This is a genomic window from Novosphingobium sp. KACC 22771 (assembly GCF_028736195.1).
GTDB lineage: Bacteria > Pseudomonadota > Alphaproteobacteria > Sphingomonadales > Sphingomonadaceae > Novosphingobium.
Map to the genome: position 1 here is coordinate 1247791 of NZ_CP117882.1, position 24320 is coordinate 1272110.

At 63.5% G+C, this 24320-nt stretch carries 17 protein-coding genes; 6 read left to right on the plus strand and 11 right to left on the minus strand.

Annotated features, from left to right (window positions below; genetic code table 11):
• Positions 1 to 22: 22 nt before the first annotated feature.
• From PQ467_RS22375 to PQ467_RS22385, 3 genes are all read left to right on the plus strand, one after another.
• A complete protein-coding gene (locus PQ467_RS22375) occupies positions 23 to 1291 on the plus strand; it encodes a glucarate dehydratase family protein (RefSeq protein ID WP_274176684.1) in 1269 nt (422 codons plus the stop codon).
• Between the two features lie 49 nt (positions 1292 to 1340).
• Positions 1341 to 2234, plus strand: coding sequence for a LysR family transcriptional regulator (locus tag PQ467_RS22380; RefSeq protein ID WP_274176685.1), 894 nt, complete (start codon positions 1341 to 1343; stop codon positions 2232 to 2234).
• A gap of 101 nt (positions 2235 to 2335) precedes the next feature.
• Complete coding sequence (locus PQ467_RS22385) at positions 2336 to 3451, plus strand: mannonate dehydratase (RefSeq protein ID WP_274176686.1); 1116 nt, start codon at positions 2336 to 2338, stop codon at positions 3449 to 3451.
• Positions 3452 to 3511: 60 nt separating this feature from the next.
• Here PQ467_RS22385 and kdgD read toward each other — a convergent pair whose 3' ends face one another.
• The 5 genes from kdgD to PQ467_RS22410 form a co-directional block, all read right to left on the minus strand.
• On the minus strand, positions 3512 to 4426 hold the full coding sequence (kdgD, locus tag PQ467_RS22390; RefSeq protein ID WP_274177288.1) for a 5-dehydro-4-deoxyglucarate dehydratase: 915 nt from the start codon (positions 4424 to 4426) through the stop codon (positions 3512 to 3514).
• A 251-nt stretch (positions 4427 to 4677) separates the two neighbouring features.
• Positions 4678 to 5688 (minus strand): sugar kinase, encoded by a 1011-nt coding sequence (locus tag PQ467_RS22395; RefSeq protein WP_274176687.1) that lies wholly within the window; start codon positions 5686 to 5688, stop codon positions 4678 to 4680.
• Complete coding sequence (locus PQ467_RS22400) at positions 5685 to 7067, minus strand: mannitol dehydrogenase family protein (RefSeq protein WP_274176688.1); 1383 nt, start codon at positions 7065 to 7067, stop codon at positions 5685 to 5687. Before PQ467_RS22400 ends, PQ467_RS22395 begins: the two co-directional genes overlap by 4 nt.
• Positions 7064 to 8482 carry a glucuronate isomerase gene (uxaC, locus tag PQ467_RS22405; protein ID WP_274176689.1) on the minus strand — a complete coding sequence of 473 codons (1419 nt, stop codon included), beginning with the start codon at positions 8480 to 8482 and terminating at the stop codon, positions 7064 to 7066. The genes PQ467_RS22400 and uxaC overlap by 4 nt, the downstream gene beginning before the upstream one ends.
• A gap of 22 nt (positions 8483 to 8504) precedes the next feature.
• The gene (locus tag PQ467_RS22410; RefSeq protein ID WP_274176690.1) at positions 8505 to 9260 is read right to left on the minus strand and encodes a FadR/GntR family transcriptional regulator; all 756 of its coding nucleotides are present in this window, start codon (positions 9258 to 9260) and stop codon (positions 8505 to 8507) included.
• Between the two features lie 128 nt (positions 9261 to 9388).
• Here PQ467_RS22410 and manD point away from each other — a divergent pair, with 128 nt between their 5' ends.
• Genes manD through PQ467_RS22425 form a run of 3 tightly spaced genes read left to right on the plus strand, consistent with a single transcriptional unit; the run spans position 9389 to position 14312 of the window.
• Complete coding sequence (gene manD / locus PQ467_RS22415) at positions 9389 to 10597, plus strand: D-mannonate dehydratase ManD (protein ID WP_274177289.1); 1209 nt, start codon at positions 9389 to 9391, stop codon at positions 10595 to 10597.
• 44 nt (positions 10598 to 10641) lie between these two features.
• Positions 10642 to 11889, plus strand: coding sequence for an MFS transporter (locus tag PQ467_RS22420; RefSeq protein ID WP_274176691.1), 1248 nt, complete (start codon positions 10642 to 10644; stop codon positions 11887 to 11889).
• 5 nt (positions 11890 to 11894) lie between these two features.
• Positions 11895 to 14312, plus strand: coding sequence for a glycoside hydrolase family 31 protein (locus tag PQ467_RS22425; protein WP_274176692.1), 2418 nt, complete (start codon positions 11895 to 11897; stop codon positions 14310 to 14312).
• A 67-nt stretch (positions 14313 to 14379) separates the two neighbouring features.
• Here the strand turns inward: PQ467_RS22425 and glpK are convergent, their stop codons facing one another.
• The 6 genes from glpK to PQ467_RS22455 form a co-directional block, all read right to left on the minus strand.
• Positions 14380 to 15855 carry a glycerol kinase GlpK gene (gene glpK, locus PQ467_RS22430; RefSeq protein WP_274176693.1) on the minus strand — a complete coding sequence of 492 codons (1476 nt, stop codon included), beginning with the start codon at positions 15853 to 15855 and terminating at the stop codon, positions 14380 to 14382.
• 12 nt (positions 15856 to 15867) lie between these two features.
• Complete coding sequence (glpD, locus tag PQ467_RS22435) at positions 15868 to 17373, minus strand: glycerol-3-phosphate dehydrogenase (protein ID WP_274176694.1); 1506 nt, start codon at positions 17371 to 17373, stop codon at positions 15868 to 15870.
• Positions 17374 to 17500: 127 nt separating this feature from the next.
• Positions 17501 to 18748, minus strand: coding sequence for an MFS transporter (locus tag PQ467_RS22440; RefSeq protein ID WP_274176695.1), 1248 nt, complete (start codon positions 18746 to 18748; stop codon positions 17501 to 17503).
• Positions 18749 to 18763: 15 nt separating this feature from the next.
• On the minus strand, positions 18764 to 21433 hold the full coding sequence (locus tag PQ467_RS22445) for a glycoside hydrolase family 2 TIM barrel-domain containing protein (protein ID WP_274176696.1): 2670 nt from the start codon (positions 21431 to 21433) through the stop codon (positions 18764 to 18766).
• Between the two features lie 16 nt (positions 21434 to 21449).
• Positions 21450 to 22352, minus strand: a complete 903-nt coding sequence (locus PQ467_RS22450; RefSeq protein ID WP_274176697.1) for an alpha/beta hydrolase — start codon at positions 22350 to 22352, stop codon at positions 21450 to 21452.
• Positions 22349 to 24247 (minus strand): glycoside hydrolase family 2 protein, encoded by a 1899-nt coding sequence (locus PQ467_RS22455; RefSeq protein WP_274176698.1) that lies wholly within the window; start codon positions 24245 to 24247, stop codon positions 22349 to 22351. Before PQ467_RS22455 ends, PQ467_RS22450 begins: the two co-directional genes overlap by 4 nt.
• Positions 24248 to 24320 lie beyond the last annotated feature (73 nt).

Sequence of the window (24320 nt, forward strand, 5' to 3'; positions counted from 1 at the left end):
TATCAGGATGGAGAGAGCCCGGATGCAGATTACCGCCCTGCGCGTGACGCCGATTGCCTTTCGGGATCCGCCGCTGCTCAACGCCGCCGGGATCCACGAACCCTATGCGCTGCGCTCGATCATCGAGGTTGAGGCGGGCGGCTTTACAGGTCTTGGCGAAAGCTATGGCGATGCGCCGGTGCTGGCCGCGCTGATGGCTGCAGCGCCCGATCTGGTGGGCCTGTCGATCTATGATCTCAACGGCCTGCATGACCGTCTGAGCGCCGCGCTTGCCCGCCTGCCCGCAGCGCAAGCTGGGGCCGAACTGGCGCCCGGATCGCAACCTTCGCGCCTGCTGGGCAATTGCTTTTCCGCCTTCGAGGTCGCGCTGCTCGATCTTCAGGCCAAGGCGGCGGGTGTGCCTTTGCATGAATTGCTGGGCGGGGCGGTGCGGCGCGAGGTGCCGTTCTCGGCCTATCTCTTCTTCAAATATGCCCGTCATATCGAGCCGGAAGAGGCCCCCGACGGATGGGGCGAGGCCATCACCCCGCAGGGCATTGTGGCGCAGGCGCGCCGGATGATCGACCTTTACGGCTTTGGCTCGATCAAGCTGAAGGCGGGCACGCTGCCCCCCGACATTGAGGTGGCGAGCATCGAGGCGCTCTCTCGCGCTTTTCCCGGGCTGCCCTTGCGAATCGACCCCAATGGGGCGTGGAGCATGGAGACCGCATTAAAGGCGGCGGAAAAGCTGGGCCCGCTGATCGAATATTATGAGGATCCGGTGGCGGGCCATGACGATATGGCTGCGCTGCATCGCCAGACCGGCCTGCCGCTGGCCACCAATATGATCGTCATCGACTTTCCGGGCCTGCGCGAGAGTGTGGCGAAGAATTCGGTGCAGATCGTGCTGTCCGACCACCACTACTGGGGCGGATTGCGCGCGACACAAAACCTCGCCGCGATGTGCGACACTTTCGGGCTGGGCCTTTCGATGCACTCCAATTCGCATCTGGGCATCAGCCTGATGGCGATGACTCATCTGGCCGCGACCACGCGCAATCTGACCTATGCCTGCGACACGCATTATCCGTGGGTGGAGGAGGAAGACGAAGTGATCGCGGGCGGCAAGATACCCATCACCGGGGGCTGTGTGCGGATCACCGATGCGCCGGGCATCGGTGTGGAGATCGACCCGGAACGGTTGGCCCGCGCCCATGCGATGTTCAACCGCATCACCATCCGCACCCGTGACGACTTGGGCCAGATGCAGAAGTATGATAAGAGCTTCACCGGAAAAAAGCCAAGATATTGAATAAGTCGCGCGATCAGGCTCGCCTGCTGCATGACGGGGGGAAGAGGCCTTGTTTGAACTGATCCAATTGCGCTGCTTCGTGGCCGTGGCCGAGGAACTGCATTTTGGCCGGGCCGCCGCCCGCCTCAACATGACCCAGCCGCCGCTCTCGCGCCATATTCAGGTGCTCGAACGGGTCATGAAGGTGCCGCTGTTCTACCGCTCCAGCCGGACGGTAAAGCTGACGGCGGCGGGTTCGGCCTTTCTGGTCGAGGCGCGGCGCGTGGTGCAATTGGCCGACAGCGCGGTGGCCACCGCGCGCGCGGCGGCCGAGGGGCGGCATGGGTTGGTCAGCCTGGGCTTTACCGCCGCCTCGGGCTATTCCTTCCTGCCGCGCTTTATCGCCAATGTGCAGAAAATCCTGCCCGATGTGCGCTTTGTGTTGAAGGAAATGGTCAGCGACGAGCAGATCGAGAGCCTGTTGTCGGGCCGGATCGATCTGGGATTCCTGCGCCCGCCGGTGCGCCATCCCGCGATGGTCTCGCAGGAAGTGCTGCGCGAACGTTTCATCATCTGCTCTCCGGCCAGCGTGCCGGAGGAGGAACGCCCGCGCCGTCTGGCCGATTTCGACCGCCTGCCCTTCATTACCTATGCGCCGGATAAGGCTCGCTATTTCCACGATCTGCTGGCGGGCCTTTTCGCAGGCGCGCGGGCCGAGCCGCGCTTTGTCCAATATCTGGCCCAGATCCACACTGCGCTGATGCTGGTAGGCGCGGGCCATGGTTATGCGCTGGTGCCCGAAAGCTCGCGGCGGCTTCACCCGGACGGCGTGGTCTTTTCCGAACTGGAGGATGGCGAACCGATCGTGGAATTGCAGGCGGCATGGCGACGCGATGCGGATAATCCGGCGCTGCTGGCGCTGGTGCCGCGATTGATGGAATTGTGCGCCCCGGATGGATGCTGATCCATCGATGCCGGGGCGGCATCAACCAATCCTGACACGCGATTGGTCGAATGCGCCTTCCCCGGGTTAGGCTCTCCCTAAACCATAATAGGGAGAGAGCCATGGAAAGGCGTGATTTTCTGACCACTATCGGAGCAAGTGCGCTGGCGGGCGCCGTGCCGCCCATGGCGCGGGGGGCGGGCCGCAAACCCGCCGCGGTCAAAGCCCCCGCGCTGAAGATGAAGCTGGGATGCCAGAGCGGTCCGGCCACCGATGAGCATTTCGCCTTCCTGGCGCGTTATGGCGTGACCCATGTGGCGGCGCGGGCCAAATCGGCGGAGGGCGCGCTTTACTCGACCGCCGATGAGGTCAAAGCCCTGCGCGATCTGGCCGAGCGGCACAAGCTGACGCTGGCGATCCTCGATCCCCTGTTGCTGCCATCCTCGCACATCGACCGCGAGAAAAATCCCGGCATCATGCTGGCCACCAGCCCGGAACGCGAGCGCGAGGTGGAGGCGTTCCAGAACCAGATCCGGGCCTGCGCGGCGGCGGGCGTGCCCTGCATCAAATATAACATGAGCCTGCTGGGCGTCATCCGCACCGGGCGGGTTCAGGCGCGCGGCGATGCGGTCTTTTCCGAATATGACGCGGCAAAGCTGGACCCGGCCAAGCCGCTCACCCGCGCTGGCATGGTCAGCGAGGATGCGTTTTGGGAGCGGATCACATGGTTCCTCGACCATGTCGTGCCGGTGGCCAATGAATATAAAATCCGCATCGCGTGCCATCCCCATGATCCCGGCACACCGCCGCAGGGCTATCAGGGCATCCACCGCGTGCTGGGCACCATCGAGGGCATGAAGCGCTTTATCACCATCCGCGAGAGCGCCTGGCACGGCCTCAATTTCTGTCAGGGGACGGTGAGCGAAAACCTGGCGCATCCGGCAGAGCAGATATTCGACGTCATCCGCTGGTTCGGCAGCCGCAAAAAGATCTTCAACGTCCATTTCCGCAACATCGTGGGCGGGCGCGGCCATTTCCGCGAGGCTTTTCCGGACGAGGGCGATGTCGATCTCTATCGCGCGCTGCTGACCTACGCCGAGGTCGGCTATGACGGGATGCTGATGCCCGACCATGTGCCGGTCATTCCCGGCCACCCAGAAGCCGAGGGCGAGAATTTCGCCTTTGCCTATGGTCATATTCGCGGCCTGATGCAGGCGGCGGCCCATTACGTCGGATAAAAAGCGGGGAGGTAACCGGGTGGTCGGCTCCCTCCTGCCCGACCATGCATGGGCCTGTTGTCAAAGGCTCGCCTTCGCCTTGGCGACCAGCGCGGCCAGTTCGTCATGTTCGGCGGCCGACAGGTCGGTGAGCGGGGTGCGCACCGGGCCTGCGGGGCGGCCGATGACATTCATCCCCGCCTTTACGATGGACACCGCATAGCCCCGCCCGCGATTGCGCAGCGCGATGTAGGGCAGCACGAAATCGCGCAGCATCTGATGCACCCGCGCATGATCGCGCGCGCGCGCCGCCTTGTAGAAAGCCACCGCCCATTCGGGCAGGAAATTATAGATCGCCGAGGAATAGGTCGTCACGCCCATCTCCAGATAAGCGGGCGCAAAGGTCTCCGCCGTGGGCAGGCCCCCGATATAGGTCAGCCGGTCGCCCAGCTTGCAATAGATGCGCATCATCAGCTCGATGTCGCCCACCCCGTCCTTGTATCCCACCAGATTGGGGTTGCGCTCGCACAGGCGGGCCAGCGTGTCCTCGTTCACAATCGCATTGTCGCGGTTATAGACGATCACGCCCAGATTGGTCGAACGGCACACCGCCTCGATATGCGCGGCAAGCCCTTCCTGCTTGGCCCCCACCAGATATTGCGGCAACAGCAGCAGGCCGTCGGCCCCGGCCTTTTCCGCTCCTTGCGCGATTTGCGTCGCGATGGCCGTGCCATAGCCGCAGCCCGAAATCACCGGCACCCTTCCGGCCGTTTCCTCGACCGCCGCGCGCACCACCTGCACCGTCTCATCCGCCGTCAGCGAGAAGAACTCCCCCGTGCCCCCGGCTGCAAACAGCGCCGCCACGTCATGTTCGAGCATCCAGCCGCAATGCTGCCGATAGGGCGCCTCATCAAACCGCAGATCGCCGTCAAAATGCGTGACCGGAAAGGACAGCAGCCCCGAGCCAATCACCTTCGCCATCTCCTCTGGGGCCATCATCGCTTCTTGTCCTGTGTTCCGGTTGTTCCTTGCCTTTGGGCTAGGGCCAGAAGGGGCGATGCGTCCATATCGATTGCTGGTTCGATTCATGCCGGATCGGCATAGCTTGGCCAATCGATGGTCCGCCCGCCGCAGGCAGGGCGCGCCATGGCTCCTGCATTATGCGTTTAAGGCATCGCAAGGCGATGCGCGGGCAGGAGGTTGACAGGGCGCTCCACCTTATCAACCTCCGATTTTATGATTCAATTTCAACGCCGGACATCGCCCGAATTGCCGGTGAACCCGTCAATTTCTGCGCGCGGCAGGCGCAGCCAGTCGCCATGGAGCGAATGTTTGAGCGCGTTCATGGCCAGACCAAGCTGCGCCATCTTTTTCGCGTCCCCGCCCTCCAGCCAGCCTGTCAAAACCCCCGCCGCAAAGGCGTCGCCCGACCCGACGCGATCGACGATATCGGTGATCTCGATCTCGGCCGTCTGGTGCCGGTCCTCGCGCAGGTCCACGCGGGCCGAGAGGCGATGATGGGTCTGGGTGATCGGATGGCGCGCGGTGCTGGCCATGACCTGAAGGTTGGGAAAGGTCGCGAAAGCCGCCTCGACCGCTTCGCGCCGCCGTTCCGCGCCATCGCCCGAAAAGGGCTTTTGCAGCAACAGCGTCATATCGCGGTGGTTGCCGAACATGATCGTCGCCTCGGCCAGGAGTTCCAGCAGGATTTCGCGCGGATTGCTGTCCCACGCGCCCCAGAGTTTCTCGCGGAAATTGCAGTCGAAACTGACCGGAACGCCTGCCGCTTTGGCCGCCTTGATCCCGGAGCGGGCGAGTTCGACACCCGCCGGGCCGAGCGCGGCGGTGATCCCCGAAATGTGGAACAGCGAGGCGCCATCCAGCGCGGCGGCGAAGTCAAACTCGTCCGGTCGGGCCGTGGCAAAGGCCGATCCGGCTCGGTCATAGGTGATCGCGCTGGGCCGCAGCGAACCGCCGACTTCGAGGAAATAGAGGCCCATCCGGCCTTCGCCGCGCACGAAATGCGCAACATCGACCCCCACCCCGGCCAGCGCCGCGCGGGCCTTGTCGCCCAGAGCATTGGCCGGGACTTTCGATACAAACCGCGCCCCATGCCCCATCGCCACCAAGGCCACGCCGACATTGGCCTCCGCCCCGCCGATCGTCAGATCGAGCGATTGCGCATCGGCAATCACCCGCCCCGCAGGCGTGGCAAAGCGCAGCATGACCTCGCCAAAGCAGACGACAGGGCCGCTCATTGCACCAAACCTTCCATGATCCGCGCAACGTCGTCCGATCCGGGCCTCCAATCGCATTCCATTGCTCCATTCTCGCCGAAAATGGCCTGAACGGGATTGCTGCCGCTTGCCGCATCGCTCAGTTCTTGCGCTCTTGGGTCATCGACGGGGCCGTTTTCGCCGCGCAGGTGCTTGATCCATGCGGCAATGGCCGAAAGGATGGCAGGGCACGCACGCCCCTGCGCCTGATTGGCGGCCAGCGTAGCGAGCCAGCGCTGCGGAATTTTCTGCGATCCGTCCATCGCTATCTGGATCAAACGATGGTTGAGCGCGGGATTGTCAAAGCGCTCGATCAGCGCGGCGGCATAGGCATCAAGGTCCATGTCCGCAGGCGCAGGAATGGTGGGCGCGGCTTCCTCGCGCATCAGGCGCAGCGTCATGGCGCGCAATGCCGGATCACCAACCGCCTGATGAACATAGGTATATCCGGCCGCCAACCCGCAATAGGCCAACGCGGAATGCGCGCCGTTGAGCATCCGCAACTTGGCCGTTTCATAGGGCGCGACATCGCTCACGATCTGGGCGCCGACGGCGTCCCAAGCCGGACGCGGCCCGGCAAATTTGTCCTCGATCACCCACTGGCTGAAGGGCTCGGTCATCACCACGCCCTCATCGCGCAGGCCAAGCATGCCCTCGACCTCGGCGCGGTCGGTGTCTGTGGTGGCGGGCACGATGCGGTCGACCATGCTGCACGGAAAGGTGCAATGGGCCGCGACCCAATCCACCAGATCGGGATGATGCGCGGCCAGATACTCACCCATCAGGCGTTTGAGCTGATGCCCATTGTCCGCCAGATTGTCGCAGGACAGCAGCGTCAGCCCGCCGATCCCCGTCGCCTTGCGCACGGCCAGCGCTTCGGCCAGCAGCGGATAGAAACCACCCGCCGCAAGGGTAAGATCAAGGCCCCCGTCCGCCTTGCGGCAATAGCCCTTTTCGGTCACGGTGAACGTGACGATATGGGTCGCCGGAGCGCTCAACAAAGCCTTGATCCGCGACGGGTTTTCCGGCGCGACGATCACCTCGGCCACGCTGCCGATCACGCGCAATTTCGTCCCCTCGCCCGATTTCTCGGCCAGCGTGTAGAGCCCGTCCTGCGGGTTCAATTGCTCGCCTACAGTCGGGCTGCGCAGCGAAATGCCCGCGATCAGCCAATCACCACCCCCACCAGTTTCAAGGGGGCCCTCCATCGCGTGATCCGTGTACCACGCCTGATGCGCGCGGGTGAAGGCGCCGAGGCCGAAATGGACGATGCCGATGCTCTTGGCCGCCCGATCATAGGCGGGTAAGGCGGCAACTTGGGCGGCATTGTCGGGCAGGTTTTGTGCGGAAATCCGGCTCACAGCTTGTAGGCCTTTTTCACCAGATTATAGGTCAGGTCCTGCGCCAATTCGGCGGCTTCCCAATCGGCCATCCGGTGTTCGACGACCATTTGCGCCAGGAAACCGCAGTCGATCCGCCGGGCCACATCGTGGCGCGCCGGGATCGAGAGGAAGGCCCGCGTGTCATCGTTAAAGCCGACGGTGTTGTAGAAACCGGCCGTTTCGGTGGTGGCATGGCGGAAGCGGCGCATCCCTTCCGGGCTGTCGTGGAACCACCATGCCGGGCCCAGTTTCAGGCAGGGATAATGCCCGGCGAGCGGCGCCAATTCGCGGGCATAGGTCGATTCATCCAGCGTAAACAGGATGATGGAAAGGCTCGCCTCATTGCCATATTTGTCGAGCAGCGGCTTGAGCGCGTTGACATAATCGGTGCGCATCGGAATGTCCGCGCCCTTGTCACGGCCAAATCCCGCGAACAGCGCGGCATTGTGATTGCGGAACGATCCGGGATGGATCTGCATCACCAGCCCGTCCTCAAGGCTCATGCCCGCCATTTCGGTCAGCATCTGGGCGCGGAACAGTTCGGCATCGGCGGGGGTGAAAGCGCCCTTGGCCACGCGGTCGAACAGGGCCTCAGCCTCGGCGGCGGACAGGTTCGCGGTCTGCGCGGTGGGGTGGCCGTGGTCGGTGCTGGTCGCGCCATGCAGCGCAAAAAACGCGCGGCGCTGACGATGGGCGGCCAGATAGCCCTGCCATGTCAGGCAGTCCTCGCCGGTTATTTCGCCGAAACGCTTGAGGTTATCGCGAAAACCTTCAAACTCGGGATCGACCACCGGATCGGGGCGATAGGCCGTCACCACCTTGCCCTGCCAGCCACCGGCCTTGTTCTCCGATTGAATCGCAGCGTGATGCTCAAGGCTGTCGAGCGGGCTTTCGGTCGTGGCGATCACTTCGATATTATAGCGGTCAAACAGCGCGCGCGGGCGGAAAGGGTCGGTCGAGAGCTGCTGGGTAATCGTGTCGAAATAGAGATCCGCCGTCTCGGCGCTCAGCATATCGGTCATGCCAAACACCTGCGAAAACACCCAGTCCGACCACATGCGCGAGGGCGTACCGCGATACAAATGCCAGTTTTCCGCCAAAATCCGCCATGCCTTGCGCGGATCATAGGTCGCCTTGGCGGCACCAATGCCCAGATCCTCCAGCCGAACGCCCTGAGAATAGAGCATGCGGAACAGGTAGTGATCCGGGCGCAGCAGCAGCTCGGTCGCATTGCCGAAAGTCTCGTTTTTCGCAAACCAGCTCGGGTCCGTATGGCCATGGGGCGAAACAATCGGCAGGCCCGCTACGCTCGCATAAAGCTCTCGCGCAACAGCGCGAATGCCCGGTTCAGCAGGAAACAAACGGTCGGGGTGCAAATCGAGGGGGCGGGGCATGGTACGATCTTTCTCTTATAATTCAGCTGGTAGCTTTGGTATATCGGTCCCTGCGTGCTTGGGATGCGCGCCTGGCTTCGGCGATGGCTTTTTCTTCGGTGGCGAAGAGGAGGCTGTCGAGGACGCTGGCCAGGTGGGTGCGCATGGCGGCGCGGGCGGCGGCGGGGTCGCGTGCGCGCAGGGCTTCGAGGACGGCGGTGTGTTCCTCGACCACCGGCTTGATGTTGGCGCTGCGGGCCTTTTCGTGCAGCAGCGCGCTTTCGGGCGAATCCGCGCGCAGCGACCACAGGCGCTCAACCGCCTCGGCCACGGCGGCGTTGCGCGTGGCGCGGGCAATGGCGAGGTGGAACGCCCGGTCGGCCTTTTCCGTGCCATGCGGATTGCTGTTCTCGCGCTTGATCTCCTCGACCAATGCGGCCAGTTCTGCCAGACCTTCCTCGGTGATGGTGGTCGCGGCCAGAGCGGCGGCCTCGCCTTCAAACAACAGGCGCGCCTCGGTCAGTTCGAAGGCGGAAATGTTAAAGCCGGGGATGTCGCCCTTGCCCGGCAGGCGCCGCACATAGGCGCCCGAGCCGACGCGCACCTCGACCAGCCCCTGCACCTCAAGCGCAATCACCGCCTCGCGCACAGTGGGGCGTGAGACGTTGAATTGCGATGACAATTCGCGCTCTGCGGGCAATCGGTCGCCCACTTCATAGCGGCCGCTGACAAGTTCATCCATCAAACGCCGGGCAAGGTCCTGATAGAGGCGCTCTTGCGCGGGACTGGTATCGTTCATCTGGGGCATCTCCGCGAAATGGCCTTACCGCTTAATTAGAAATTGACAGGCCAACTCAAATTGGTCAAGAGTCTTCTCTAACACAAGCAGACCAATTCGGGAACATTATCCCCATGAGCACCGCTCCCATGAAAATCACCTCCGCCCGCGTCATCGTCACCTGCCCGGGTCGCAACTTCGTCACGCTCAAGATCGAAACCGATCAGGGCGTTTACGGCATTGGCGACGCGACGCTCAACGGCCGCGAAAAGGCGGTTGTTTCCTATCTCGAAGACCATGTAATTCCGTGCCTTATCGGCATGGACCCGCGCAATTCGGAGGATATCTGGCAATATCTCTATCGCGGGGCGTACTGGCGCCGCGGGCCGGTCACGATGCGCGCGATTGCCGCCGTCGACGTCGCCCTGTGGGACATCAAGGCCAAGATGGCGGGCATGCCTTTGTACCAATTGCTGGGCGGACGCAGCCGCGACGGCGTGATGGTCTATGGTCATGCCAATGGCGCCGACATTGCCGAAACGGTCGATGCGGTTGGTCAGTATATCGACATGGGCTATAAGGCGATCCGCGCCCAGACCGGCGTGCCGGGCATTAAGGACGCTTACGGCGTGGGTCGGGGCAAGCTGTACTATGAACCGGCCGATGCGGCGCTGCCCTCGGTGACGGGTTGGGACACGCGCAAGGCACTGAATTACGTGCCGAAACTGTTTGAAAAGCTGCGCGAGACCTATGGTTTCGACCATCACCTGCTCCATGACGGCCACCACCGTTACAGCCCGACCGAGGCCGCCCAACTGGGCAAGGCTTTGGAGCCTTACTCGCTGTTCTGGCTCGAAGACGTAACGCCTGCGGAAAATCAGGAAGCCTTCAAGCTGATCCGCCAGCACACCACGACGCCGCTGGCCGTGGGCGAGATTTTCAACTCGATCTGGGACGCCAAAGACCTGATCCAGAACCAGCTCATCGACTATATCCGCGCGACCATCGTGGGCGCGGGCGGCATCACCCATCTGCGCCGCATCGCTGATCTGGCCTCGCTTTATCAGGTCCGCACCGGCTGCCACGGCGCCACCGACCTCTCGCCCGTCACCATGGGCACCGCGCTGCATTTCGACACCTGGGTGCCCAATTTCGGCATTCAGGAATACATGCGCCACACGCCCGAAACCGACGAGGTTTTCCCCCACGATTACACCTTCGACAAGGGCATGCTCTACACCGGCGACACGCCCGGCCATGGCGTTGACATCGACGAAACCCTCGCCGCCAAGTATCCTTACAAGCCAGCCTACCTCCCCGTCGCAAGGCTCGAAGATGGCACCATGTGGAATTGGTAAGCCATAAAAAGAGCGGGAGAGGATAAGAACATGACGTTAAGAACATGACATGGCGCTCAGCAAGATTGCGCATTCTGTTGCTGGTGATGGTGGGGACCATCATCAACTATATCGCGCGCAATTCGCTGGGCGTTCTGGCGCCCCAGCTCAAGGCCGATCTGGCCATCACAACCGAGCAATATTCCTATATCGTCGGCGCATTTCAGCTCGCCTATACGCTGATGCAGCCGATCGGCGGGATGCTGATCGACAAGATTGGTCTGACCGCAGGTTTCGCGATTTTTGCGCTGGCGTGGAGCCTAGCCAATATGGCCCATGGCGCGGCGCGGGGCTGGCTCTCGCTGGCAGCGTTCCGCGGCATGTTGGGCATGGCCGAGGCCGCCGCGATTCCGGCGGGGATGAAGACGATCGGCGAATGGTTCCCTGATCGCGAACGTTCGGTGGCGGTGGGCTGGTTCAATGCGGGCACCTCGCTGGGGGCGGTGATTGCGCCGGTTCTGGCCGCGCTGGTCGCCAAGGTCTATGGCTGGCAGGCGGCCTTTGTCGTTACCGGGGCGCTGGGCGTTTTATTCGCCGCCGCTTGGTATAAATTCTATCGCTCGCCCGGTGACGCCTCCTATGTCACCTCGCAAGAACTGGCAGAAATCCGCGAGGGCCAACGCCCCGTCGAGGCCAGCGCGACAACCTTGCGCGCCATCGCCAAAACCAAGCGTTTCTGGGCCATTGCCGTCCCGCGCTTTCTGGCCGAACCGGCGTGGCAGACCTTCTCCTTCTGGATCCCGCTCTATCTGGCCAAAGAGCGCGGCATGGACATCACCCAGATCGCGCTTTTCGCATGGGTGCCGTTTCTGGCGGCCGATGCCGGGGGCATTCTGGGCGGCTATCTCGCGCCTTTCCTGCAACGCTGGCGTGGGCTTTCGCTGGAAGGGTCGCGCATCGCCGGGATCGGGCTGGGCGCTGTCATGATGATCGCGCCCGGCTGCGTCGGCCTCGTGCTCAGCCCCTATGCCGCGATTGCCCTGCTTTCCATCGGCGGTTTTGCGCATCAGATCATCTCGGTGCTCATCAACACGCTCTCCGCCGATGTCTTTCCCAAGGGCGATATTGCCAAGGCCAACGGGCTGGTCGGCATGGCCGGCTGGACCGGCGGGCTGCTCTTCTCACTCGCCATCGGGCAATTGGCCGACAAGATCGGCTATGCCCCGCTGTTCGCCTGCCTTGGCGCGTTCGACCTGATCGGCGCGGTGTGGCTGTTTGCCATGCGCCGCCACCTCATTCTGCAAAAGGCCTGATCCCCATGCGTAAATCCAGCCTTGCCCATCCGCCCCGCTTTTCACTGGCTGAGCGGAAAGGACCCCGCGCGACCCTGCATGCCGACACCGGCGCGATTGCGCATATTTTCGTGGCTGAAGAGGACATTGTCCGCGTCCTGCTGCTGACGCAGGGGACCGTCACCTCGGCGCCAAGCTGGGCCATTGCGCCAGGGCAGAGCGACATTGCCGAACCGGGCCGCGACCGCATGAGCGTCGAGGGCTTTTCCGCGCCGGATTTCGCGCTGGAGGAAACCGAAACCCACATCACCATCACCACCGCCCGCCTGCGCCTGTCCATCGCGCGCGACGGTTTCTTCTGCACATGGCATCAAACCGGCCCGCAAGGCTGGGAATTGATCGCGCAGGACCGCCCCACGCAGGCCTATAATTTCGGCTGGTGGGACGATGGCGTCTATCACTATGTCACGCGCCAGAATGGCGAGCGCTATTACGCGCTGGGCGAAAAGGCAGGCGCAATGGACCGCGCGGGCCGCCGCTTCCGCCTGACCAATCTGGACCCGATGGGCTATGATGCGGGCGCGAATGATCCGCTGTATAAATCGATCCCCTATGTGCTGGTGGTCAACGCAGAAGGCGCGGCCCATGGCGTGTTTTACGACACCACCGCCGATCCGAGTTTCGATTTCGGCCATGAGCATGACAATTATCACCCGCATTATCGCTATATGCGGGCCGATTCCGGCGACCTCGACTATTACATGATCGCCGGGCCTGATGCAGGCGAAGTCACCCGCCGCTACACATGGCTGACCGGGCGGCCCGCGTTTCAGCCGCGCTGGGCGGTGGGCTATTCCGGCTCGACCATGACCTATACCGACGCGCCCAACGCGCAGGAGCGGATGGGCGAATTCATCGAAGGCATCAAACGCCACGACATCCCCTGCGAGAGCTTCCACCTCTCCTCGGGCTATACCTCGATCGGCGACAAGCGTTACGTCTTTCACTGGAACCGAGACAAATTCCCCGATGTGGGCGGTTTCGTGAAGTCCTATGCCGATGCAGGGGTCGAACTGGTCCCCAATATCAAGCCCGCGCTGCTGGTCACCCATCCGCGCTATGACGAACTGGCCGCAAAGGGGTGGTTCGTGTCGGACGCGGATGGCGATCCCATCGTCTGCCAGTTCTGGGACGAGGTGGGCAGCTATATTGACTTCACCAACCCGGACGCGGCGGCTTGGTGGCGCGAACAGGTAACGCAGCAATTGCTGGAATATGGCATCCATTCGACATGGAATGACAACAACGAATATGAGATCTGGGACAAGCGCGCGCTGATTTCCGGCTTTGGCGCGCCCCGCCCCGCCGCCGCCGAGCGCCCGGTGCAGACCCTGCTGATGATGCGCGCAAGCCGCGCCGCGCAAATCGCCTATCGCCCCGACGAGCGCCCCTATGTGGTGACGCGCAGCGGCATGGCAGGCATGCAGCGTTATGCGCAAAGCTGGTCGGGCGACAATTTCACCGATTGGAAAACAATCCGCTATAATCAGAAGATGGCGTTGGGCATCGCGCTGTCGGGCGTGTCCAATTTCGGCCATGACATCGGCGGTTTCGCAGGTCCAGCGCCGGAACCGGAACTGCTGCTGCGCTGGGTGCAGGCGGGCATCGTCATGCCGCGTTTCTCGATCCACAGCTGGAACACCGACCGCACGGTCAACGAGCCATGGATGTATCCCGAGGCGACCCCGGCGATTGTCGGCATGATGCAATTGCGCCGCGCGCTTCAGCCGATGCTGCATGATCTGCTCTGGCGCCACCACGCCCATTATGAGCCGGTCAGCCGCCCGGTCTGGCTGGATTTCGGCCATGACCCCCGCGCGTGGGAGGATGGCGACACCCATCTGCTCGGTCCCGATCTGCTGGTGGCCCCGGCGATGGACAAGGGGGTGGAGAGCGTCACGGCCTATCTGCCGACGGGGGCAAACTGGTATGATATTCGCGATGACCGCGCCTATGCAGGCGGGCAGGACGCGGTGCTGAACGCGCCGCTTTCGGGCCTGCCGCCTATCTGCGCGCGCGAAGGTTCGGGCATGTTCCTCGATCTGGCCCCGGCCGGTTTTGTTCAGGCCAAACCCCGGCCCGCCGTCCTGCTCTATCCCACGCCGGGCGAAGGGCAGTTCACTTGGAGCGGTTTTGATGAAAGCGGCAATGGCTGGCCCGATGCCGATCATCCGCCCTTGTGGAATGTCTGGGTGCGGACCGCATCGCATGCCATCACGATTGTCGCGGCATGGACCGGCTGCGGCCCTGCCCCGGCCGAGGGCCTGCGCATCGTTTTGCCCGCGTTTGAAACGCGCACCGTCACGCTCAACGGCGCGGTGGTGGCGCCGCGCGTGGAAACCGTGCTGGGCGTCGCGCGCAAGGTGATCGACGCGGCGGTTTAAAGAAAAGGCCGGGCCGCGCTTGAGGGAAGCGCAGCCCGGCCGATAGGCCGCAACGCTGGTGAGAGGTTCAGCGTGCGGTGGCGCGGCGGATGGCGGTTTGCCATCCGGCCTGCAATTTCTGGCGTGCGGGGGCGTCCATGCGCGGATTGAAACGCACCACCTCACCGCGGCTTTGGCCTGACAGCGCATCGCTCCAGGCCCCGCTGGCATGGCCCGCCAGCATGGCCGCGCCCAGCGCCGTGGTTTCCAGATTGGCGGGGCGCTCGACGACGATATCGAGAATATCGGCAAGGAATTGGCAGAACCAGTCATTGGCCGCCATGCCGCCGTCCACCCGCAAAGCCGCCAGCGCGCCCGCGCCATCGGCCTGCATCGCGGCAACGAGATCGGCGGTCTGAAACGCCACCGATTCCAGCGCGGCGCGGGCAATATGGGCCGCGCCGCTGTCAAAGGTCATGCCGGTCAGCATCCCGCGCGCCTCGGTGCACCAATGCGGCGCGCCAAGGCCGACGAAAGCCGGTACCATATAGACCCCGCCATTATCGGGCAGGCGGGCGGCCATGTCCTGCGTCTGGCGCGCCTCGACAATGATGCCGAGGCCATCGCGCAGCCATTTGATCGCCGCGCCCGCGACGAACAAGGAGCCTTCCATCGCGTAATGCGTCACGCCGTCAATGCGATAGGCCACCGTGGTCAGCAACCGGCTGCGCGAACGGGTCAACACCTCGCCGGTGTTCATCAGCATGAAGCCGCCGGTGCCATAGGTGATCTTGGCCTGTCCGGGCGACAGGCAGGATTGACCCACCAGCGCGGCTTGCTGATCGCCCGCGATGCCGCGAATGGGGATCGCCCCGCCCAGCAGATGCGTGACGCCGAAATCATCCGCGCTCTGGCACACCTGCGGCAGAATGGCGGCGGGCACGCGGAACAGCGCCAGAAGATCGGGGCACCAGCGCTGTTTCTGAATATCAAACAGCAACGTGCGCGAGGCATTGGTGATGTCGGTCTTGTGCTCGCGCCCCTCGGTCAGGCGCCAAAGCAGGAAAGTGTCGATCGTGCCGAAGGCCAGCTCGCCCGCCTCCGCCCTTTCGCGCGCGCGCGGTATCGTATCGAGCAGCCATGCCAGCTTGGTCGCGGAAAAATAGGGGTCGAGCAGCAGGCCGGTGCGCTCCTGCACCAGCGGCTCATGGCCCGCCGCATGCAATTGCGCGCAGATTTCCGCCGTGCGCCGGTCCTGCCAGACGATGGCGCGGTGGAGCGGTACGCCGGTCGCCCGGTCCCACAGGACCACGGTTTCGCGCTGGTTGGTGATGCCGATGGCGGCGATGTCCTCGCCCCCCATCCCCGCCTTGGCCAAGGCTCCCTGCGCCGTGGCCAGCGTGTCGCGCCAGATATCCTCGGCATCATGTTCGACCCAGCCATCGGCCGGATAATGCTGGGCAAATTCCTGCTGCGCGCTGGCGATCACCTGATGCGAGGGCGAGAAGATCAGGCTGCGGGTCGAGGTCGTGCCCTGATCAATGCTGAGAATATGGCCGCTCATGATACCTCTCGCCTATTTTTTCTTTTCAAACCATTGGTCAATGCGCCGCGCCATATCGGGCGGCGCGGTCAGGCCCAGCTTGCTGCGCCGCCACAGAATATCCGTGCTGCTGCGCGCCCATTCATGGTCGGCCAGATAGTGCAATTCGGCCTCGTACAGCCCTTGGCCGAAATCCTCGCCCAGATCATCGAGCGATTGCGCCTTGCCCAGGATCCGCTCGATCCGCGAACCATAGGCATGGGCCAGACGCTCGGACAATTCGCCCGACAGGAAGGGCCAGCGCGCCCGCACATCGGCAAGGAAAGCGGCAAACCCGCCCGAAAAATCCCCGCCCGGCAAAGGCGCGGTGCCGGTCCAGCCTGCGCGCATCGGCGGCAGGAAAGGTTCGAGCATTTCGAGCGCATGTTCGGCCAGACGGCGATAGGTCGTCAGCTTGCCGCCGAAGATCGAGAGCACCTGCGGCCCACTCTCGCGCCCCAGTTTCAGCACATAATCGCGCGTGATCGCCTTGGCATCCGCCGCGCCATCGTCATAGAGCGGCCGCACGCCGGAATAGGTCGAGACGACATCCTCCGGGGTGATCTGCGCCTCGAAATAGTCATTCACCGTGGCGCAGAGGTAATCGACCTCTTGCGCCGAGATTTTGGGCGCATCGCGCTCGTCCTCGCCCACCAGGAGGTCGGTGGTGCCCACCAGCGTGAAGCCGTTCTGATAGGGAATGGTGAAGACGATCCGCCCATCGTCCTTTTGCAGGATCAGCGCATGGTCGCCGGGATAGACGCGGGGCACGATGATATGGCTGCCCTTGACCAGACGGATGCCGCCATGGGCCTGCGCCTCTGGCATCGCGCCCAGCATTGCGCCCACCCAAGGCCCCGCGGCATTGACCACGGCGCGGGCGCGCACCTGCTCCGCACCCTGCGTGCTGGCGAGATCGACCAGCCAGTGATCGCCCTCGATCCTTGCGCCGGTCGCGGCAACGCCGGTGCGGATAGTGGCCCCGCGCTCGGCCGCGTCGATGGCGTTCAAGACCACCAGCCGCGCATCGTCCACCCATGCGTCGGAATAGACAAAACCCTTGGCCAGCCCGGGCTTGAGCCCCGCCCCCCAGCGCGGATCGCGCAGATCAACTCCGTGCGAGGGCGGCAGCGTCTGTTTCCCGCCGATATGGTCATAGAGCCACAGGCCGATGCGGATCATCCATCCCGGCCGCCCGCCCTTGGGCTGGGGCAGGACAAAGCGCAGCGGCCAGGAGATATGCGGCGCAATATGGATCAGCCGCTCGCGCTCCTGCAACGCCTCGCGCACCAGCCGGAACTCGTAATATTCCAGATAGCGCAGGCCGCCATGAATGAGCTTCGTGCTGGCCGACGACGTGTGCGCCGCCAGATCATCGCGCTCAACCAGCAGGACTTTGAGCCCACGCCCCGCCGCATCGCGCGCAATCCCCGTCCCATTGATCCCCCCGCCAATCACCAGCAGATCATAATCGGCAACCGGGGGGAAAGCTTGAGCCATCGATGTTTCCTGATCGTAAGCAACCGGCAGGGTCGGCGCATCCCAGCACATTCCTGCGGGCATTTGCCTATGCCATCATTCCAATCCTGTCAATTGGTCATTCCAATTGACAGGCGCGTTCCCGGCATCACTCCGCGATCTTGCGCGCCAGCATCCACAAGACAAAACACCCCACCAGATCCAGCCCGCAAAGGCTGACAAACAGGGGATTATAGCCAAAGGAATCCGCGCTTTGCCCGATCAGGAAGGTGAACAGGATGCCCCCGATCCATGCCGCCGATCCGGTCAGGCCACTGACCGTGCCCACCCGATTGCTGGGGAACATGTCGGAACAGAGCGTAATCAGCGCGCCATTGAGCATCTGATGCGCAAAGCCGCCGATGCAGAAGAAGACGATCGCCATCATCGGGCTCGTCGCAAGGCCGATGCATGCCGGGCCCGCCATCAGCAGCGCGCCGCAGGTCATGGTGATCTTGCGCGAGGCAATGACCCCCGCCCCCCGCCGGATCAGCCAACCCGGCAAAACCCCCGCCGCCAGCGACCCGAAATCCGCCGCCAGAAACGGCAGCCAGGCCCAGAGCGCCACGGCCTTCAAATCCAGATGCCATGCGCTGACCAGATAGAGCGGGATGAAAAAGTTGAACGTCTGCCACGCCGGTTCGGCAAAGAAACGCGGCAGGGCAATCGCCCAGAACGAGCGCTCTTTGAGCAACGACCAGCGGCTGGGCAACGGGCCATCAGGCGCGGCCCCGCCCTGCCCCTCGCGGATCATGGTCAGTTCCTGCGCCGAGAGCTTCGTATGCTCCTCGGGCCGCCGATAGCAAAACCACCACATCAGCGCCCAAACCAGACTGAGCGCGCCCGACACCACAAAGGCCGAGCGCCAGCCCCACCACAGGATGCAAAAGGCCACCAAGGGCGGCGCGATCATATTGCCGACGCTGGTGCCCATCTGAAACGCGCTGGTCGCCAGCGAGCGTTCGCGCGCAGGGAACCATTCGGACACGACCTTGGCCCCGGCCGGAATCGCGGCGGCCTCATTCGCGCCCAGCAGGCTGCGGAAAAAGGCCAGACCAACCCATCCCCCCGCCAGCGCATGGAGCGCATTGGCCACCGCCCAGCCCACCGCAAAGATCATGAAGCCCAGCCGCGTGCCCAGCGCATCGAGCACCGCGCCCGCCACCGTCTGCATCACCGTATAGCTGGCCTGAAAGGCGATCACGATCCAGCTGTATTGCTGGGTCGTGATGCTCAGTTCCGCCTTGAGCGTGGGCGCGGCGACCGAGAGCGTCGAGCGCGCCAGATAATTGAGCACAGTCCCCAGCGTCACCAGACCGATGATCCACCAACGCAGGGATTTGATTTTACCAGCCATTGAAACGGAATACCTTTATTGCGCGTCCAGTTCGATCAGCGAGACACGCGCCGGGGCGCTGCCTGCCTTGAACTCCAGATCGATCCGGCCATTCGACTTGACCTCAAAGGTCCGCGCCACCGCCGCTGCATCCGCCGCCGGGGCCGCCAGTTCAAAAGCGCGCAGGATCGGCTTGCCATTGGCGCTCACATCAAAGCCGCCCTTGGCTCCGCCCGCCACGGCCGGGAACCACAGGGTAAGCTTGTAGCGACCGGCGGGCGCGGGAATGTGATAGGCAAAATTGCCCTTGCGATAGGTGGCGATGGCGTCGCGCTCGTCCGTGCCCTCGATGCGGGCGGGTTCGGCCTTGCGGCCATAATCGGCGGGCTTGTCCAGACTGGCCGCTTCGCCGCCCTCGAACCAATTGTCCGAACCGAGCAGGCGCGTCTTGCTCTTGGCCGCGACCAGAGTGCCGGTATCGATCACGATATGCCCGCGCTTTTCGGGCGAGAGGGTCCATGTGATCTGATCCTCGACCGCCTCGCCATGGCGGATGCCCCGCGCCACCAGACGGTTTTCACCCGCATCCAGCACCACCGCGGGCCAGACGCAGATCATCTGCGCGCAGCCCTCGCGCTTGCCCAGCGAACGGCCGTTGAGCAGCAACTCTGTGCTCTGCGCATTGCTGTAAACCTTGACATCGGTGATGCCATAGGCGCGGGTCGCATAGCGGCGGCCGGTGATGCGGATGGTGGGTGCATCGCTCCAATTGGCCTTGTAGAAATACCAGGCGTCCTTGCGGGTCTTGTGGTCATAGGCGACCAGACCCTTGGTGTTGATGTCCTGCGCATCGCCCTCGGTGCGGACGGTGGTGGCAAAATCGAAGGAATTCCACAGCCACGAGGCATAGAGATAGGGCCGCGCGGCAATCTGGGCCCATGCGGTTTCGTGGATATAGGATTCATATTCTTCGGGCTGGGCCGCGCCGCGCGAATCCGGCATCCCGCCCAGCACATTGTCGGTATGGATCGTCAGCGCCCCGCCCGCGCCATATTCGGTAACCGACAAGGGCTGGGCCGGACGCTTGGCATGCAATTGGTCCAGCGCCGGGCCAAGGTCCTGCTCCTTGCCGAAATACCAGCCGAAATAGCGGTTCGCCCCGCCCAGATCAGCGGCCACCGCCGTTTCGGGAATGGCCACATCCGCGCCAAACAGCCGCCCTTCGCAACAGGTCGCCAGAGCAGTCGGGCGCGAGGGATCTTCCGATTTTGCCTGTTTCTGCAGCATGTTGAGCAAAGGCATCGGATCGGGCGTCTGCCCATCGGTGCCGCCCCGCACAAAGGCGGGGAGCGAATTGCCGAAATCGACCTCGTTCGCAATGCTCCAGATGGCGGTTGCGGCATGGTTGTAATTCTGGTGGATCAATTCGCTCAATTGCTGGCGCACATTGGCCACCAGCGCGGGCTCCGGCTCCATCTTGCCCATCGAGGTCCATGCCGAAACCAGCGGCACTTCATCCCAGAGAACCAAACCATAGCGGTCGGCCAGATCGTGGATCACCTGTCCATGCTGATAATGGGTCAGGCGGATCGAGTTGACGCCCATTTCGCGCATCGTGACCACGTCTTCCTCGACATCGGCGGGGCTGATCGCCCAGCCCTTGCCGTCGCGGTCCTGATGATAGCCCACGCCATGCAGGGCATAGGGCTTGTCATTCAGAAAGAAGCCCTTGTCGGCATCGAAGCGCATGGTGCGGATGCCGAAATTCTGCTCGACCGTATCGCTGACCTTGCCATCGGCGCCCAGCACCTCGGCGCGCAGGCGATAGAGATAGGGATCGGCCACGCCCTGCCACAAATGCGCGCCCGCAACGGTCAGATCGGCGGCCACTTCCTGCGTTGCCTTGACGCCAAGGGCCTGCTTGACCGTGGTTTGCGCTGCCACGCGGCCTTCGCGGTCGATCAACGCGATGCGCGCACCGGCCGCCACCGGCTTGCCCGCATCATTGGTCAGGCGCAGCCGCACATGAACAGAAGCATCGCCGCCGTTCACCGCCGCCGTATTGGCGTAAAGGCCCGGTCCGCCAAAATCATTCATATCCACATGCAAAGGCGCGGTGGAAACCAGCCGCACCGGACGATAGAGCCCGCCATGCACGAAAAAGTCGCCGAACAGCGGCAACACATCGGACGTGGACGATCCGGCCGCCGGCTGCGAATTGTCCACGCGCACGGCCAGCACATTGCTCTGCCCCGGCTTCAACGCGGCGGTTGCATCCAGCCGGAAGCGACTGAACCCGCCGCGATGCTCGCCCAGCAGGACACCATTGAGCCAGACCTGCGCCACCCGGCTTGCCGCGTCAAATTCGATCCACGTCTTGCGCCCGGCAAGATTGGCGGGCGCATCAAAGCGGTTGCGATACCAGGACACGCCCATTTTCTTCGCCACTGTGGCCGCCGTGTTCGTGCCGCCCAGATCATGGTGATAATAGCCCACGCGGTTCCACGTATGGGGCACGGAAACGCTCTGCCACGCGCCATCGGCAAAATCGGGCGCGACGGCTTCGGCCTTGGGGGCATCCTCGCCGGTAAAACGCCAGTCGGAGGCGAGCGGAAGGACCGAGCGGGCCTCCTGCGCGCAGGCGTGGGACGCGATCGCCGCGCCAAGGGCAAGAGCGGCGGCATGAACGTAGAAATGTGCGATCATCGGGGGAACTTTCCGCTTATTTGCCAGTGATTTTGTTGTCTTTAAGCCACAGCGCATATTGGTCGAACCAGGCATCGCTGGTCGTGCCGTTGGGCTGCGAGGCAAAGCCGTGGCCGCCCGCGCTGTAGAGATGGAACTCTACCGAGCTGCCCGATTTGCGCCAGGCGTGAAGCAGGCTGAGGTCCTGATCCTTGAAGAAACGGTCGTCGGCGGCGATCACCGAAAAGAGCGGCGGGGCATGGGCGGGAACCTCGGTGCCCTGCGTCGGGCCATAGACCATGCCGACAAAATCGGGTCGGGCATCGGCCGCATTGGCCTGCGTCGTGGCAAGAACCGTCATCGCGCCCGCTGAAAAGCCCAGAATACCCACCTGCGCCGGATCGACATGCCATTGCGCGGCATGGCTGCGCACCATGCGGATCGCGGCCTGCGTATCGGCCACGGCAAAGGGGCGGTCATCGTCCTTCACCTTTTCGCCGCGTTGAAACAGACCGGCCAGCGCCTCTTTGAAGGCGGCAAATCCGTTGCCGACCGGCAGCGTGCGATACTTCAGGATGAACACCCGCACGCCCTGCTTTTCAAGGCGCTTGGCAACATCAAAGCCTTCATTGTCCATGGCGAGGAACTGAAAACCCCCGCCCGGCACCAGAATGACCGCAGGCGCCTGCTTGTCGGCGGGCAGCGTGGTGTTGGGCCAGAGCAGCAATTGCGGCTTGTTGACATTATAGACGAGGCGCTGATCGGGCGTCTGCTGCGCCCAGCCTTCAGGCGCGGGGTTGTCGCGCGGAAGGGTTACGGGCAGGTCCACCGCCTTGCTGACCGGGGGATTGGCGACGGGCAGAACGCCATCGACCCATGCCCCAGGCGCGGCGCTGGCCGAGGTGGCCCACAGGGCCGCGATCAGGGCAAGTTTCTTCACTTAGCTTTTTCCTTGGATTTCATCGTGTAGTAATTGGCCAGCACGTCAAAGGCCATCTTGTGCTGTCCGGTTTCCGAAATCAGCCCCTTGCGGTTCCAGCCCATCTGGAAATCGGGATTCTGGCGGCGGGGCGAGCGAAAATCTTTCAGGATCCATGGCGAGAGCCCGCGCAGCGTCGGCACGCGATCGGCCATTTCCAGCGTCTTGCGGTAATATTCGGCCTGAAATTCCTCGGAGAATTTCTGCATCCTGTCCGCGCTGTGGAAGCCCGATTTCGCGTCCGCGCCAAATTCGGAAAACACCAGCGGACGGTCGGCGGGCACATGCCATACGCTGCCCGGCAGGTCCGACAGGCGATCCCCGGTGTACCAGCCATTATAGGTGTTGATCGAGACAATATCGAGATCATTGGCCAGCGGATCGGCCATGGTCATGGTCGGCGCGCCGGTCCCTTCCTCGCGCTTGACCAGCAGGGCGGCGCTGACCAGGCGGCTGGGGTCGAGGCGGCGAACGTCACCGATCAGCGTGCGCAGGAAGGCGTTGCGATCATCATTGACCGGGGTTTCATTGGCCACGCTCCAGATCACCACCGAGGCCCGGTTGCGATCGCGCAGGATGTTTTCGGCCAGCATGTTGCGCGCCGAGGCCAGCGTGCCCGGATTGCTCCACGCCACCATCCAGTAAACCGGCACCTCGCTCCACACCAGCAGGCCCAGCCTGTCGGCGGCGCGGGTCATCACCTCGGAATGGGGATAATGCGAAAGGCGGACGTAATTGCCGTGCAGGCCGTTCTTGATTTCGCCCAGCAAGGCGGTTGCCGCCTCAGGCGTGATGATACGGGCGGGGTTGGGGCTGATCTCCTCCTCATGCATCGAAATGCCGCGCAGGAAAATCGGCTTGCCGTTCAACAGGATGTCCGCGCCCTTGCGCTCAATGGTGCGAAAACCGATCTGGTCGCGCCAGATGTCCTCGCCCGCGCTCAGCGCCACATCATAAAGCTGGGGGTTTTCCGGCGACCAGCGCACCAGCGAGCGCGGCGCGGGGATCGTGCCCTTCCAGTTGCCCTGCGCATCAGTCTTGCCCGGAACATCGATTTTCAGCCCGGCAATCGTCAGATGCAGGTTTTGCCCCGCCGCCGATGCGCCATCAAGATGCGCCTCTGCCTCCAGCTTGCCGTCGGTGGTCAGGCGCACCATCGCAGTATCGACATAGGTGGCGGGCGTATGGACCAGACGGATGCCGCGCGTCGCCCCGCCGTAATTTTCCCAGTCGGTGACGGTGGGCGGGACGGTGGTGGCGGTGGCCTGCGAGTCGACGGCGAAGGTGATCTGGTTGTCGCCGTCGCGCAATTGCTGCGTCACCTCAAAGGCAAAGGGGGTGAACCCGCCCTCATGCCGCCCAAGGGGTTTGCCGTTCAAATAGGCCGTGGTGGCATAATTGGCCGCGCCAAAGCGCAGGAAATAGCGGCCCTTGCGGTTGGCCGGGGCGTCGAAGTGGCGCTGATACCAAACAAGGCCCTGATAATGGCGCATTTCAGGCGCGGCCGCCAGCCAGGATCCGGGCAGCGAGGTTGTCTGCGCATGGGCCATGTCAAATTCGAACATGGTCCGATTGTCCTGCGCCATGGTCTTGCGCACGTCAATGTCGAGCCAGCGCTGTTGGCCCAGATCGGGCGCTTCGCCATGGAAGCCGGAAATCCCGGAGCGATAGGGATCGATCGAATAATGCCATGTGCCGGACAGCTCAATGCCCTCGCGCATGTCCGCAGACACCAGCAGCGGCTCAGTGGCGACGGTGGCCAGCGGAAGCGCATCAGGCGCCTGCTGGGCCAGAAGCGGAAAACTGCCCGTGATCAGGGCGGCGGCAAAAAACCTGATGGCGTGGGTCTTGCGCATACCGTCTCCAAGGTTGGGATTGGCCTTGTCCCTTATCGTCGGCCAGATTTTCCGTGCGCGGCGCGCACAAAAA